The sequence below is a fragment of the Pseudomonas anuradhapurensis genome (assembly GCF_014269225.2).
Classification (GTDB): domain Bacteria; phylum Pseudomonadota; class Gammaproteobacteria; order Pseudomonadales; family Pseudomonadaceae; genus Aquipseudomonas; species Aquipseudomonas anuradhapurensis.
In genome coordinates this window covers 1628495-1643313 of sequence record NZ_CP077097.1, presented here as the reverse complement: position 1 = coordinate 1643313, position 14819 = coordinate 1628495, and the positions used below count along the sequence as shown (strand labels likewise).

Below are 14819 nucleotides of genomic sequence, written 5' to 3'. Positions count from 1 at the left end.
TAGAATTTGGTTCAACCGATCCAGGAGTCTACCATGCTTCCTCTGTTACTGGCTTCCAGCTCTGCCTATCGCCGCGAACTGCTCGCACGGCTGCGCCTGCCCTTCAGCTGGGCAAGCCCTGACATAGACGAACAGCGCCTGCCTGGCGAACCAGCAGCGGACCTGGTGCGGCGCCTGGCCAGGCAGAAGGCACAAGCGCTGGCCAGCAGCCACCCCGCACACCTGATCATTGGTTCGGACCAGGTTGCGGTGCTGGGCGAACAGGTACTGGGCAAGCCGCACACCTTCGAGCGCGCCTGCGAGCAATTGCTGGAGTGCAGCGGGCAACAGGTGAGTTTTCTGACCGGGCTGGCACTACTGAACAGCGCCACCGGGCAATGCCAGGTGGATTGCGTGCCGTTTACCGTGACATTGCGTGAACTGAGCCGCGAGCAGGTGGAGCGCTATGTGGCGGCAGAACAGCCGCTGGATTGCGCTGGCAGCTTCAAGGCGGAGGGGCTGGGGGTGAGCCTGTTCCAGAGCACGCACGGGTGCGATGCGACCAGCCTGATCGGGCTGCCTTTGATTCGGCTGGTGGATATGCTGACCAGGGAAGGCATGGCCATCCCTTGAGACCCTAGGGCCGCGTTGCGGCCCCGGCAATCTCGGTTCAGCGCAACTGCGGCCCCTGGAACCCCATCCACATGGCCAGGTGCTCGGCCACGCTGGCCCCTACGCGCTTGGAGAAGCGATCGAGCGGCGATTCCTGCACGGTGAAATCCACCAGCTCTTTTTCGCCAACGATTTCCCGCGCCACGTAGCTGGCACTGCCCAGCCCATCGACCAAGCCCAGCTCCTTGGCCTGCTCACCCGACCAGACCAGGCCACTGAACAGCTCAGGGTGGTCCTTGTCCTTCAGGCGTTCGCCGCGCCCTTGCTTGACCATGGCGATGAATTGCTTGTGGGTGACATCCAGCACACCTTGCCAGAAGCGGGTCTCGTCAGGTTTTTCCGGCGAGAACGGGTCGAGGAAGGCCTTGTGCTCGCCCGAGGTATAGGCCCGCCGCTCGACGCCCAGCTTCTCCATGGTGCCAACAAAGCCGTAACCCGCCGCCGTCACGCCGATGGAGCCCACCAGGCTGGCCTTGTCGGCGTAGATCTCGTCCGCCGCACTGGCAATGTAGTAAGCACCGGAAGCGCCCAGGTCAGTGATCACCGCATACAGCTTGATGGCCGGATACTCGGCGCGCAGGCGGCGGATTTCGTCATACACGTAGCCCGCCTGCACCGGGCTGCCACCCGGGCTGTTGATACGCAGCACTACCGCCTTGGTCTTGCTGTCCTTGAACGCCTCGCGCAAGCCCTTGACGATGTTGTCGGCGCTGGCCGACTCCTGATCGGCAATCATGCCGCGCACTTCGACCAACGCGGTATGGCTGACATTGCGCGACGCGGCCTTGTCCATGTCCATCAGCGGCGTGAACAACGCCAGGATGCCGAACAGGTAGACGAAGGTCAGCAGCTTGAAGAAGATCCCCCAGCGACGCGTCCGGCGATGCTCCTGGACGTTCGCCAACAGGGTCTTTTCCAGCAGCCGCCAGCTGTTGCGCGCTTCGCGCTCGTCGGGTTCGGTCTCAGGGGCTTTCCATTCGTCTGCCATGCTTACCTACCTTGGAAAAGGAATTGCGGAACCGCCCAGCCACTCGCGCAACTGGGAAAAGTGATCGATGCATACCTGCGGCCCGAACTCGGCCAGCGCCTGCAGCGACATGGCACCATAGCCCACGGCCGCCGAATGCATGCCGGCATTGCTGGCCATCTGCAGGTCGAACGCCGAATCGCCGATCATCAGCGCACGCCCCGCTTCGACACCACAATGACCGAGAATTTCCTCGAGCATGCGCGGGTGCGGCTTGCCACGGGTCTCGTCGGCGGCGCGGGTGATGTCGAAGAACTGCTCCCAACCATTGGCCTTGAGCACCCGGTCCAGCCCACGGCGTGCCTTGCCGGTGGCCACCGCCAGGCGGTAACCCTCGGCACGGAAGGCATCCAGCGACTCCACCACGCCATCGAACAGCGGCGAGGGCTGCTGATCCAGGGCCATGTAGATATCGGCATAGTGCTGACGGAAGCTTTCGACTTGTGCAGGCGCCAGGTGCGGGTACAGGGTGTGGATCGCCTCGCCCAGGGCCAGGCCGATGATGCCCTTGATCGCATCATCGCTGCTTTGCCCCTCGCCGGCACGCTCGGCGGCGGCGTTCATGGCCTCGACGATGCGCCCGATGGAGTCGGCCAACGTGCCATCCCAGTCGAAGATCAGTAGCTCATAGCCCTTTTTCATAGGTCAGGATGCACTCAGCCGCTCAACGGTTTTCGCCCACACCTCATCCACCGGCGCCTCGAGCTTCAGCTCGCCGCCGTCCGGCAGCGGCACGGTCAGCGCGTAGGCATGCAGGAACAGGCGCTTGCCACCCAGCTCGCGAATTTCGCGGCTGAAGTCTTCATCGCCGTACTTGCTGTCGCCGGCGATCATATGCCCGGCATGCAGGGTGTGCACGCGGATCTGGTGGGTACGGCCGGTGATCGGGCGCGCCTCGACAATGGTGGCGAACTCGCCAAAGCGGCGCAGCACGCGGAACAGGGTCAAGGCTTCCTTGCCTTCATCGTTGACCTCGACCATGCGCTCGCCGGAACGCAGGTTGCTCTTGAGCAACGGCGCGCTGACCTGCTTCTTCGACGTCGGCCAGTGGCCGCGCACCAGCGCCATGTAGCGCTTGTCGACACCATCACCGCGCAGCGCAGCATGCAGGTGGCGCAGCATGCTGCGCTTCTTGGCAATCATCAGCAGGCCGGAGGTGTCGCGATCCAGGCGGTGCACCAGCTCCAGTTCCTTGGCATCCGGGCGCAGCTGGCGCAGCGCCTCGATCACGCCAAAGCTCAGGCCGCTGCCGCCATGCACGGCGATGCCGGCCGGCTTGTTCATCACGATCAGCGCCTTGTCTTCGTAGACGATGGCAGCTTCCAGGCGCTGCAGCAGGCCCTGGGCCACCGGAGCCGGCTCGTCGCGCTCGGGCAGGCGGACCGGCGGTACCCGCACGATGTCGCCAGCCTGGATCTTGTATTCCGGCTTGACGCGGCCCTTGTTGACCCGCACTTCACCCTTGCGCAGGATGCGGTAGACCAGCGTCTTGGGCACGCCCTTGAGGGCCGTGATAAGGAAATTGTCGATGCGTTGGCCGGCAAGTTCCGGCGCGACTTCGATCAGCTGAACGCCGGAAGTCGGGGGGGTATTGGTCGTCATTACGGGATCATAACAATTTTTTATGGAATTGAAGCACTTAATCATTGCTGCTATAGTCGCGAACGCCGCCAAAAGCGGCAGGCCAGTGGCACCAGGCTCCTAGCCGGTCCCTGACCAACGCAATTCTCCAGGACGCGAGGCCGTCCTACGGGGTTTTCGCCAGTTTACCGAATTGCCTGGAATCGCCACCAGCGCCGTGTAGAGAAGACCGAAAAAAAACGACAAGTGCGGTGTTTCACCTGCTTACCCGATTCTTTTCGCTGCACCTCTGCCCGCCCGTCGCTTCCACGCAACGCCCGGCGAATGCTTCGGAAATACCTGCCTTGGACATGAATGGCGCCAGCGCAGAACCTGCGCTGGCGAAAAATGCAACCCGTTGCGGATTCAGCGCGCGGCAGCACCCGAATTATCAGGGATACGTGCAGGGTGGAGATGCACAGCCCTCGGACCGTGTAGCACCGCGTCCGGCCACCAGCCCACTGACGGCTGGCGAGCGGATAAGGTCCTGAACAGATGCCCCCGGGCGTCCACGGCTGACGGTTGATTCCTCCTCCTGACTGAGTGCACAAGGCCCGCTTGGTTGATTCGGATTCCAATTCGAAGCCACCGGGGCCTTGTTGGCACCGCAGCAAACAGGACGCGTCGTCGCGACAACGGCAGGCTGGGCAACCGGCTGGTGCCGAACGTTGCTCGACACGGGGGTGGCCCGGCCACCCTTTGCGCACCTTGGCACCGACCATGAGACGTCGTGTGTGCCGAACGCCGTTTCCGGCAGCCCGGAAACCGACGGTACAACATGAAAAGAATGCTGATTAACGCAACTCAACCCGAAGAGTTGCGTGTAGCCCTGGTGGACGGCCAACGTCTCTACGACCTGGACATCGAGTCCGGCGCGCGTGAGCAGAAAAAGGCCAACATCTACAAAGGCAAGATCACCCGCATCGAACCCAGCCTCGAAGCCGCCTTCGTCGACTTCGGCTCCGAACGTCACGGCTTCCTGCCGCTGAAAGAAATCTCCCGCGAATACTTCAAGAAAGCCCCCGAAGGGCGGGTCAACATCAAGGAAGTGCTGAGCGAAGGCCAGGAAGTCATCGTCCAGGTCGAGAAGGAAGAGCGCGGCAACAAAGGCGCCGCCCTCACCACCTTCATCAGCCTGGCCGGCCGCTACCTGGTACTGATGCCGAACAACCCGCGTGCCGGTGGCATCTCCCGCCGCATCGAAGGCGAGGAACGCAACGAACTGCGCGAAGCCCTGAACGGCCTGACCGTGCCGGGCGACATGGGCCTGATCGTGCGCACTGCCGGCCTTGGCCGCAGCAGCGAAGAAATGCAGTGGGACCTCGATTACCTGCTGCAACTGTGGACCGCCATCAAGGAAGCGTCCCAGGACCGCGCCGCACCGTTCCTGATCTACCAGGAAAGCAACGTCATCATCCGCGCCATTCGCGACTACCTGCGCCAGGACATCGGCGAAGTGCTGATCGACAGCATCGATGCCCAGGAAGAAGCCCTGACCTTCATCCGCCAGGTGATGCCGCAGTACGCCAGCAAGGTCAAGCTGTACGAAGACAGCGTGCCGCTGTTCAACCGTTTCCAGATCGAAAGCCAGATCGAGACCGCCTTCCAGCGCGTGGTCGACCTGCCGTCCGGTGGCTCGATCGTGATCGACCCCACCGAGGCCCTGGTGTCCATCGACATCAACTCGGCGCGTGCGACCAAAGGCAGCGACATCGAAGAAACCGCCCTGCAGACCAACCTGGAAGCGGCCGAGGAAATCGCCCGCCAGCTGCGCCTGCGTGACATCGGCGGCCTGATCGTCATCGACTTCATCGACATGACCCCGGCGAAGAACCAGCGTGCCGTGGAAGAACGCGTCCGCGAATGCCTGGAAGCCGACCGCGCCCGCGTCCAGGTCGGCCGCATCTCGCGCTTCGGCCTGCTGGAAATGTCCCGCCAGCGCCTGCGTCCATCGCTGGGCGAAAGCAGCGGCATCGTCTGCCCGCGCTGCTCCGGCACCGGCATCATCCGCGACGTCGAGTCGCTGTCGCTGGCCATCCTGCGCCTGATCGAAGAAGAAGCCCTGAAAGACCGCACTGCCGAAGTGCGCGCCCAGGTGCCGATCCCGGTAGCCGCGTTCCTGCTCAACGAGAAGCGCAACTCGATCACCAAGATCGAACTGCGCACCCGTGCACGGATCATCATCCTGCCGAACGACCACCTGGAAACCCCGCACTTCGAAGTCCAGCGCCTGCGCGACGACAACCCGGAAGTGCTGAGCAACCAGTCCAGCTACGAAATCGCCGCCGCCGAAGCCGAAGAAGCACCGCAGCCAACGGCCACCCGCACCTTGGTTCGCCAGGAAGCCGCGGTGAAGACCGCCCCGGCCCGTGCCAATGCGCCGGTTCCGACCGCCGTTGAAGAGCAGCAGCCAGCCGCACCGGCCACCCCTGCGCCGAGCGCGCCGGAGCCGAGCCTGTTCAAGGGCCTGGTGAAATCGCTGGTCAGCCTGTTCGCCGGCAAGGAAGAACCTGCCGCCGCGCCGGTCGTCACTGCCACCGAAAAACCGGCTGCCGAACGCAGCCCGCGCAACGAAGAACGCCGCAACGGCCGCCAGCAGAGCCGCAACCGCAACGGCCGCCGCGACGAGGAACGCAAGCCACGCGAAGAGCGTGCCGAGCGTGCACCACGTGAAGAGCGCCAGCCACGCGAGGAGCGTGCACCGCGCGAAGAGCGTGCGCCACGTGAAGAACGCGCCCCACGCGAAGAGCGTGCACCGCGTGAAGAACGTGCCCCACGCCAGCCACGCGAAGACCGCCGCGGCAACCGTGGCGAAGAGCGCGTGCGTGAACTGCGTGAGCCGCTGGACGCCACCCCTGCCGAGCGCGAGGAGCGTCAGCCGCGTGAAGAGCGTGTAGCCCGCGAAGAGCGTGCACCGCGAGAGGAACGTGCTCCGCGTGAAGAGCGTGCTCCACGTGAAGAACGCGCCCCGCGCGAAGAACGTGCTCCTCGCGAAGAACGCGCCCCGCGCGAAGAGCGTGCTCCTCGTGAGGAACGCGCCCCTCGCGAAGAACGTGCTCCTCGTGAAGAACGCGCCCCTCGCGAAGAGCGTGCTCCCCGTGAAGAACGTGCCCCGCGCCCACCGCGAGAAGAGCGCCAGCCACGCGCAGCCGAAGAAGCGGCCGTGCAGGCTGCCGAACTGGCCGAAGAGCAACTGCCGAGCGAAGAGTTGCTGCAGGACGAACAGGAAGGCACCGATGGCGAGCGCCCACGCCGCCGCTCCCGTGGCCAGCGTCGTCGCAGCAACCGTCGTGAGCGTCAGCGCAACGCCAATGGCGAGCTGATCGAAGGCAGCGACGAAGAAGGCAACGAAGAGCAGCCGCAACAGCACCAAGCCACCGAGCTGGGTGCCGAACTGGCTGCGGGCCTGGCCGTGACTGCGGCTGTCGCCAGCAGCAACATCAGCGCCGAAGCCGAAGCCCAGGCCAACCAGCAGGCCGAGCAGGCTACCGCTGAAGTCGCTGCTGCAGAAACCGGCGACCGCGAAGCCGCCCAGCCTGTAGAGCAGGCCGAAGCAGCCGCCAAGGCGGAAGAAGTTGCCGTGGCACCGGTGGTCGAGCAACCGTTCAGCGAGCCTGTGGTCGCAGTCGAGGCAAGCGCCGAGCCTGTGGTCGAAGTCGCACCGCAGCCCGTGGTTGAAGCGGCACCAGCCGCCGAGCCAGCCGTGGCTAGCGAAGCTGCGACCGAAGCACCTGCCGTCGAGGCCGGTGAAATCGAACAGGCCCCGGCCGTGATCGAAACCGCCGCGGTTGCCGAACAGCCTGCGCCGGTTGTCGAGGCCCAGCCAGAAGTGGTTGCCGCCGAGCCTGCCCCGGTGGTCGTCGAGCCGGTAGTCGTCGAGCCTGCCCCGGTTGCAGCCCCTGTGGTTGCCGAACCTGCCACTGTCATGCTGGCCAACGGCCGTGCGCCGAACGATCCGCGTGAAGTGCGCCGCCGCAAGCGTGAGGCCGAGGCTGCCGCCAAAGCCGCACAGGAAGCTGCAGCAGCGGCCGAGGAACCCGCCCTGGAATCCACCGATGAGCAAAAACCTCATCACGGTTGATAGCCAAGGCTGAATGAAAAAGCCCCGCCAGTGCGAACTGGCGGGGCTTTTTCTTGGGCTACTGTTGCATCTCAGCTTCGCAGCATGAATTGCCGGGGCCGCCTTGCGGCCCTTCGCGACGCAAGGCCGCTACTACACAGGGGTAATCAGTGGGCCTGACAGGGCCAGGCCTATCAGTAGAGGTTGGGCTCCATCTCCAGCTCGACGCCAAAGCGCTCCAGGATATCGGCCTGGATCCGCCGCGCCAGCGCATGCATCTGCGCCCCGCTCGCCTGGCCATGGTTGACCAGCACCAGCGACTGCAGGCGATGCACCCCGGCATCGCCCTCGCGGTAGCCCTTCCAGCCGGCCTGCTCGATCAACCAGCCAGCGGCCAGCTTCACCTGCCCGTCGGCCTGAGGATAAGCCACCACGCCAGGGTACTGGGCCCGAATACGCTCGACCTGCGCCGCCGCTACCACCGGGTTCTTGAAGAAGCTCCCGGCATTGCCCAGTTGTGCCGGGTCTGGCAACTTCTCGCGGCGAATGCTGCAGATCGCTTCGCTGATCGCCTGCGCGGTCGGCTCGCTCACGCCCTGCTCGGCCAGGCGCTGACGCACCGGGCCGTAATCCAGGTGGGCGTGCAAGGTGCGGCTCAAGGCAAAGCGCACCCGCAGGATCAACCAGCGCCCAGGGTTGCGCTTGAACAAGCTGTCGCGATAACCAAAGGCACACTCCGCCAGGCCGAAGTCACGCAATGCGCCGGTCTCACGGTCGAGGGCGGTCAGGCCGACGAAAACATCCTTGATTTCCACGCCGTAGGCGCCGACGTTCTGCATCGGCGCGGCGCCAACCGTGCCAGGGATCAGGCTGAGGTTCTCCAGCCCGCAATAGCCCTGCGCCAGCGTCCATTGCACGAACGGGTGCCAGGGCTCACCGGCTTCGGCCTCGACCACGATGCGTTCGCCGTCGTCACTGAGTACACGCCGGCCACGACTGGCCATGTGCAATACCCATGCGTCGATATCCCTGGTCAGCAACAGATTGCTGCCACCACCAATCACCAGCACCGGCAAGCCATGCTGCTGCGCCTGGCTCAAGGCCTGGCGCACTTCCTGGTCGTCATGGGCCGGGCTGAAATAACGCGCCTTCACGTCGATGCCAAAGGTGTTGTAAGGCTTGAGCGATACCTGCTCCTGCCACTGCAGTGTCATAGCCGCCCCTTGATTTCCAGCACCAGCGCCTGACACGCCGCCTCGACCAGGTCGAGCACCTGCTCGAAGCCGTCGGCACCGCCGTAGTACGGGTCTGGCACTTCATCCAGCGCTGCGCCATAGCGGCGCAGGAACAGGTCAAGCTCCCCCACTGCCGTGTGCGGGCGCAAGGCACGCAGATGGCTGAGGTTGCTCTCGTCCATGGCCAGGATCAGGTCGTATTCGGCAAAATGCGCCGCCTTGACCTGCTGGGCGCGCTGCTGCGACAGGTCATAGCCACGCGCGAGCGCCGCCTTGCAGGTACGGCTGTCGGGGGCCTTGCCGACATGCCAGTCACCCGTGCCGGCCGAAGCCACATGCACTTTGTCGGCTAGCCCGGCAGCCTGCAGTTGATGGCGCAGCACGCCTTCGGCCGTGGGCGAGCGGCAGATATTGCCCAAACAGACGAACAGAATGCGCATCAGGCCTCCAGCAAGCGCCGTACGCGCTCCAGGTCTTCCGGAGTATCCACGCCCACGGCAGGCGCCTCGATGGCGTCCTCGACGTGAATGCGCACGCCGTGCCACAACGCCCGCAGCTGCTCCAGCGATTCGGTCTGCTCGAGCCAGCACGGTCCCCAGCTGACGAAGTCCTGCAGGAAGCCGACACGGTAGGCGTACATGCCGATGTGGCGACGGTAAGGCACGCCCGCCGGCAGCTGGTTACGGTCGGTGGCGAACGCGTCACGCGCCCAGGGCAACGGCGCGCGGCTGAAGGTCAGGGCCAGGCCATGCTTGTCACTGACTACCTTGACCGCATTGGGGTTGAACACGGTTTCCGGCTCATGCACAGGCTCGGCCAGGGTGGCGATGCCAGCCTGCGGGTTCGCGGCCAGGTTGGCCGCCACCTGGTCGATGATCACTGGCGGGATCAGCGGCTCGTCGCCCTGCACGTTGACCACGATGGCATCGGCTGGCAGGCCCAGGCGCGCGGCCACCTCGGCCAGGCGGTCGGTGCCCGATTCGTGGTCGGCACGGGTCAGCAGCACTTCGGCGCCAAAGGCCTGGCAGGCCTCGACGATGCTGGCATCGTCAGTGGCGATGACCACGCGGCCGGCGCTGCTCTTGCGCGCCTGTTCCCACACATGCTGGACCATCGGCTTGCCGGCGATCGGCAGCAATGGCTTGCCCGGCAGGCGCGTGGAGCGCAGGCGGGCAGGAATCACCACGGTGAAGTTCAGGCTCATTTGTCCAGACGCTCGTCGTCGGTCAGGGTACGTGCCTCGCTTTCCAGCATCACCGGGATGCCATCGCGGATCGGGTAGGCCAGGCCTGCGCCCTTGCTGATCAGCTCGGTCTTGTCGGCACTGAGCTTGAGCGGGCCTTTGGTGATCGGGCAGGCCAGGATATCGAGCAGTTTGGTGTCCATTGGAGCTTCCTTTAGGCCAGGTGGCCGGAAATTGATAACGGGCTCAGGGCTTGCGCAGCAAGCGTTGCAACTGGTTGTCGAACCAGGTGCTGAAAGCCGCCGTGGGCTGTGCGTCGACAGCCAGGTACCACCAGTCGTCAGCGGCGAAGGCCCGGCATTTCACCGCGTCCTTCTCGGTCATGACCAGTGGCAGCGGTGGGCTGAAGGCCAGGCTTGCGGCGTTGAACTGCGCATGGTCGGCAAAGGGATGCGGCACCGGCTGCCAGTTTAGCCCTAGCAGGGTATTGAAGAAACGTTGTGGATTGCCGATACCGGCCACCGCATGCAGGCGTTGGCCAGCGGGGAAGTGATCGAGCGCGTGGCGCTCGCCACTGCGCAAGTTGACCAGGGCGGACGGTTGCAGGCAGAAGCCGAAGCCATCGGCGCGGTCGTCGCGGCTACCGTTGAACAGTACCGCATCCGCATCGTGCAGGCGCTCGGCCGGCTCACGCAACGGCCCCGCCGGCAGGCAGCGGCCATTGCCCAGGCCGCGGGCGGCATCGATCAGCACCAGCTCGAGGTCACGCGCCAGGCGGTAGTGCTGCATGCCGTCGTCGCAGAGGATCAGGTCGAGGGATTCGCTGGCCAGCAATGCCTGTACCGCGCGGGAGCGGTCGGGGTCGATCATCAGCGGCACGCCGCTGCGCTGCACGATCAGCAGCGGTTCGTCGCCGGCCTGCTCGGCAGGCTGCTCGGCCCGCACGCGCCATGGCAGCTGCGGCGGCTTGGCGCCATAGCCACGGCTGACTACCCCGACCTTCAGCCCCTGGCGGCGGCAGTGCTCGATCAGCCAGAGGATCATCGGCGTCTTGCCGGTACCGCCCACGGTGATGTTGCCGACCACGATGACCGGCACCGGGGCCCGGTAGCTGGTACTTTCGCCACGCACGAAACGCGCCCGCTTGCGGGTGACCACGCAGCGGTACAGCGCCTCCAGCGGGCGCAATAGTGCCAGGGCCGGGTGCCCGGCGTACCAGGCCGCGAGCAATCGGTCGGCGAAGGCCATCAAGGCGTACCCTGGGCCGCCTCGACCGTGGTCATGCGCAGCTGGCTGAAACCGAGCTTGCCGGCGGCATCCATCGCGGTGACTACAGCCTGGTGCGGGGTCCTGCCATCGGCGCTGATGGCCAATGGCAGCTTGTTGTCGCCACCCGATTCGCGCTCGATCGCTTCGCTCAGGGTGGCCAGGTCGCTCTTGGGCAGCAGGTGGTTGTTCACCGAGTACACGCCTTCGGCGCTGATGGTGATTTCCACCAGCTTGCCCTGGTCGGCCGGCGTCGGCTCGGCGCTGGTGGCTTCGGGCAGCTCGACGCGCAGCTGGGTCTCGCGAGTGAAGGTGGTGGTGACCACGAAGAACAGCAGCAGCACGAACACCACGTCGATCAGCGACGCCAGGTTGATGTCGACGTTCTCCCGCTGGCGATTGCGCCGGAACTTCACGCCTTGCCTCCGGCCACTTCCACTTCACGGTCACCCTGGAGCACTTCCACCAGCTTGATCGCTTCCTGTTCCATGCCGACCACCAGCTCATCGATACGGCGCAGCAGGAAGCGGTGGAAGAACACCGCCGGGATACCGACCATCAGGCCGGCCGCGGTGGTGACCAGGGCCTTGGAGATGCCGCCCGCCAGTACGGCTGCGTTGGCGGTCATCTGCGAGCCGATGAAGGCGCTGAAGATGTCGATCATGCCCAGCACGGTGCCCAGCAGGCCGAGCAGCGGAGCCATGGCAGCGATGGTGCCGAGGGTGCTGATGTAGCGTTCCAGCTCGTGGATGACGCGCGAGGCAGCTTCCTCGATGCATTCCTTCATGATTTCGCGGCCATGGCGCGAGTTGGCCAGCCCGGCAGCAAGGATTTCGCCCAACGGCGAATCGGCGCGCAGGGCCTTGAGCTTGTCACTGGTGAGCTGCTTGTCCTTGATCCACATCCAGACCTGGCCCAGCAGGTGCGGCGGGGTGACGCGACTGGCGCGCAGGGTCCACAGGCGCTCGACGACGATAGCCATGGCGGCGATGGAGCTCAGAATGATCGGCAGCATCATCCAACCACCGGACTTGACCAATTCCCACACAGTAAACGCCCCCTCGGAAAAAGGCCGCCACTCTACCATAGGCGCGCCGGGGGCTCATCTGCCGGAGGTCAGGGAATTGGCGCTGGGGCCAGAGGGGGATGCCTTGGTTCGGCATCAGGGCGGACAGGTGCTCGCCATCACAGATGCAGCGCCTGTGAGATCGAGCGCCGCCCGCGCGGCGCATCGCGGATAAATCCGCTCCTACATTTGTTGCAACGTGGCCATGCCTGTGAGGCCATGGTTGTCAGCCTGGTTGGCATCACGGGATTTTTGGGTGGGCATTGATGCCGCCTCGCCTGCCTTGAGACATGTACAAAGGCAGGCAACCATGGCGTAACAGGTTCGGCACGTTGCAACAAATGTGGGAGCGGATTTATCCGCGATGCGCCGCGCGGGCGGCGCTCGATCTCACAGGCGCTGAAAATCTAAAGGCAAGCACCTGCAAGCCACTGCACCCTACTGTGCCGAATCCCGCCAAAACCGTCGCTGCTCCCGCACACTTTCAACCGCCCCATGACGCCCCAACACCAACCGCAATGCCCCCTCCACCGCCGTGTCATGCACCATCACCCCATGCCGCCGATAACGTTCGACCACCTGCGCATGCGGGTGCCCGAAGCTGTTGTTACGCCCTCGCGACACCAGCACCCCACGCGGCGCCGTGGCCCGGATGAAAGCCTCGGTGGAAGAACTCCGGCTGCCATGGTGCGGCGCCTGCAACCAATCGATACGGGGTGTGTCGGTGGCCGCCAACCAAGCCTGTTCGGCAGCGGCCTCCATATCGCCTGCCAGCAGCAAACGCTCGCCCTGCGCCTCGACCAGCAACACGCAGGACCGGTCATTGCTGCTCTGCCCGTCAGCCCAGCGCCACAGCGAAAAATGCACCCCATCCCATGCCCATTGCTCGCCACTGGCACACGGCTGCAACTGGAGATCTTGCAGCGCTTCACCACCGATGGCGCGCCGTACCGGCAAACCACGCGCTATCGCCGCAGCACCGCCGGCATGGTCGGCGTGGGCGTGGCTGACCAGCAGCAGGTCCAGGCGGCGCACCCCCAGCTTGCGCAGGGTCGGCAGTACCACCCGCTCACCCAGGTCGGTGTCGCCCCTGGCCGGCCCGGCGTCGTACAGCAGGTCGTGATGCCGCGTGCGCAACAGCACCGCCAGGCCCTGACCGACATCCAGCTGCCAGACTTCGACTTGCCCGAATGGCACCGTCGCCCTAGGTACCCACAATGCCAGCAGCATCACCCCACCCAAGCCACGCAACGGCACCCCACGGGGCAGCAGCAATAGCCAGGTCCCCAGACAGACCAGCAGCCAGGCCCACCACGGCAACGCCGGCGGCAGCCACGCCGGGCGCTGCTGTGCCACCAGCGCCAGCAGCCGGAACAACCCGTCGAGCAAGCCACCCGCCAGCCACAACAGTGCCTCGCCTACCCCACCCAGCGGCAACAGCAGCGTGCCCAGCAACGCCAGCGGCAGTACCGCCAGGCTGACCCACGGTACCGCCACAAGGTTGGCCAGCGGCGCACTCAGGCTCACCGGCAAGCCGGTGGCCAGCAGCACCGGCAGCAAGCCGATGGCGATGCCCCATTGCGCCCGCGTCCAGGCCTGCCACGGCCGCCAGCCGCCCAGCCGCGCGCTGAAGCAATAGACAAGCGTGGCCACCGCCGCAAACGACAACCAGAAACCGGGCAGCAGCACCGCCAGCGGCTCAATCAGCAACACCGCAACCAGCGCCAGCAGCAATGGCAAGGTCGCGCCAAGATGGCGAAAGCGCAGGCGCCAGAGCAGCACCACGGCCAGCATCAGGCAGGCACGCTGCACCGGCACGCCAGCCCCGGCCAGCCAGCCGTAGGCCAGCGCCGCCGCCATGGCCAGGCCACACGCCGAGGGCAACCAGGGCAGCCGTGCCGGCCACAGCCCCCAACGCGCCAGCCCGGCGACCAGGCCGTACAGCAAGCCGGCGACCAGGCCGATGTGCTGCCCGGAAATTACCAGCAGGTGCACCGTGCCGGTAGCCTGCAGCGTCTGCCAGTCGTGCCGTGCCAGGCCCGTGCCGTCGCCGAGCACCAGGGCTACCAACGCCGCCTGACGGCCATGAGCGTCAACCGCCAGCAGGCGCTGGCGCAGGCGGTCACGCCAGCCGCCGGCAACCGGTGCCAGCAGTTGCCCGGCCTTGACCGAGCCGGTGGCACCGATGCGCCGCGCCAGCAACTGGGCCTCCAGGTCCGGCCCATGCGGGTTGAGCAACCCGGCCGGGCGCTGCAGGGTCACCGCCAGCCGCCACTGCTCCCCTGCGCGTAGCGCTGGCCCGTCGAACCAGCTCAGCTGCAGGCGCTGCGGCAGATCGGCGCGCCGCGAACGGGCCTCTTGCAGCTCGAAGCGCACCCCTTGCGCGGTGCGGGTCGGCAGGCCGACCACCCGACCCTCCAGCCACAGGGTACGGCCTTCCAGCCCGGGCGCCAGGCGGTCATCCAAAGCCAGCTGCGCCGAGCCAAGCGCCCAGCACAGGCCCAGCAGGAAGCAACCCAGCGGCCACAAGCGGGTGAACAGGCAGACGCCAGCGCCAACGGCCAGTAGCACCAGCCATCCGACCGACGGCAACGCGGGGAAAAAGCCCAGACACAACAGCCCGAGCGCGAGCGCAAACATCCCTGTGCGCATGAGGTAGAGCTCCAGAAGCAAAATCACCTTCTGAGGCATAGCCCAATTGCTGGCAGCGC

The 14819-nt window shown here is 65.7% G+C and carries 13 protein-coding genes; 2 read left to right on the top strand and 11 right to left on the bottom strand.

Annotated features, from left to right (window positions below):
- The first annotated feature begins 33 nt into the window (after positions 1 to 33).
- Complete coding sequence (locus tag HU763_RS07660; protein WP_186689102.1) at positions 34 to 612, top strand: Maf family protein; 579 nt, start codon at positions 34 to 36, stop codon at positions 610 to 612.
- 37 nt (positions 613 to 649) lie between these two features.
- Here the strand turns inward: HU763_RS07660 and HU763_RS07655 are convergent, their stop codons facing one another.
- From HU763_RS07655 to rluC, 3 genes are read right to left on the bottom strand one after another with little or no spacing between them, the layout of a single operon-like run.
- Entirely contained in the window at positions 650 to 1639 is a 990-nt protein-coding gene (locus HU763_RS07655; RefSeq protein WP_170028910.1) for a S49 family peptidase, read from the bottom strand.
- Positions 1640 to 1645: 6 nt separating this feature from the next.
- Complete coding sequence (locus HU763_RS07650; RefSeq protein ID WP_186689100.1) at positions 1646 to 2320, bottom strand: HAD family hydrolase; 675 nt, start codon at positions 2318 to 2320, stop codon at positions 1646 to 1648.
- A gap of 3 nt (positions 2321 to 2323) precedes the next feature.
- The gene (gene rluC / locus HU763_RS07645; protein ID WP_063911715.1) at positions 2324 to 3280 is read right to left on the bottom strand and encodes a 23S rRNA pseudouridine(955/2504/2580) synthase RluC; all 957 of its coding nucleotides are present in this window, start codon (positions 3278 to 3280) and stop codon (positions 2324 to 2326) included.
- 796 nt (positions 3281 to 4076) lie between these two features.
- Here rluC and rne point away from each other — a divergent pair.
- Complete coding sequence (gene rne, locus HU763_RS07640) at positions 4077 to 7379, top strand: ribonuclease E (protein WP_186689098.1); 3303 nt, start codon at positions 4077 to 4079, stop codon at positions 7377 to 7379.
- 173 nt (positions 7380 to 7552) lie between these two features.
- On the opposite strand, the gene murB is transcribed toward rne, so the two are convergent.
- The 8 genes from murB to HU763_RS07600 all read right to left on the bottom strand — a co-directional run bounded on the left by murB (position 7553) and on the right by HU763_RS07600 (position 14760).
- On the bottom strand, positions 7553 to 8572 hold the full coding sequence (gene murB / locus HU763_RS07635; RefSeq protein WP_170028906.1) for a UDP-N-acetylmuramate dehydrogenase: 1020 nt from the start codon (positions 8570 to 8572) through the stop codon (positions 7553 to 7555).
- On the bottom strand, positions 8569 to 9033 hold the full coding sequence (locus HU763_RS07630) for a low molecular weight protein-tyrosine-phosphatase (protein ID WP_186680300.1): 465 nt from the start codon (positions 9031 to 9033) through the stop codon (positions 8569 to 8571). The genes murB and HU763_RS07630 overlap by 4 nt, the downstream gene beginning before the upstream one ends.
- Complete coding sequence (gene kdsB / locus HU763_RS07625) at positions 9033 to 9797, bottom strand: 3-deoxy-manno-octulosonate cytidylyltransferase (protein ID WP_186689096.1); 765 nt, start codon at positions 9795 to 9797, stop codon at positions 9033 to 9035. The genes HU763_RS07630 and kdsB overlap by 1 nt, the downstream gene beginning before the upstream one ends.
- The gene (locus HU763_RS07620; protein ID WP_003247142.1) at positions 9794 to 9979 is read right to left on the bottom strand and encodes a Trm112 family protein; all 186 of its coding nucleotides are present in this window, start codon (positions 9977 to 9979) and stop codon (positions 9794 to 9796) included. The genes kdsB and HU763_RS07620 overlap by 4 nt, the downstream gene beginning before the upstream one ends.
- Positions 9980 to 10022: 43 nt before the next feature.
- On the bottom strand, positions 10023 to 11024 hold the full coding sequence (gene lpxK / locus HU763_RS07615; protein WP_186689094.1) for a tetraacyldisaccharide 4'-kinase: 1002 nt from the start codon (positions 11022 to 11024) through the stop codon (positions 10023 to 10025).
- Positions 11024 to 11458 carry an ExbD/TolR family protein gene (locus tag HU763_RS07610; protein WP_170028902.1) on the bottom strand — a complete coding sequence of 145 codons (435 nt, stop codon included), beginning with the start codon at positions 11456 to 11458 and terminating at the stop codon, positions 11024 to 11026. Before HU763_RS07610 ends, lpxK begins: the two co-directional genes overlap by 1 nt.
- Complete coding sequence (locus HU763_RS07605; protein ID WP_170028901.1) at positions 11455 to 12090, bottom strand: MotA/TolQ/ExbB proton channel family protein; 636 nt, start codon at positions 12088 to 12090, stop codon at positions 11455 to 11457. Before HU763_RS07605 ends, HU763_RS07610 begins: the two co-directional genes overlap by 4 nt.
- A gap of 456 nt (positions 12091 to 12546) precedes the next feature.
- Positions 12547 to 14760: a DNA internalization-related competence protein ComEC/Rec2 gene (locus HU763_RS07600; RefSeq protein ID WP_186689092.1), complete on the bottom strand. Its 2214-nt coding sequence runs from the start codon at positions 14758 to 14760 to the stop codon at positions 12547 to 12549.
- Between the last annotated feature and the right edge of the window lie 59 nt (positions 14761 to 14819).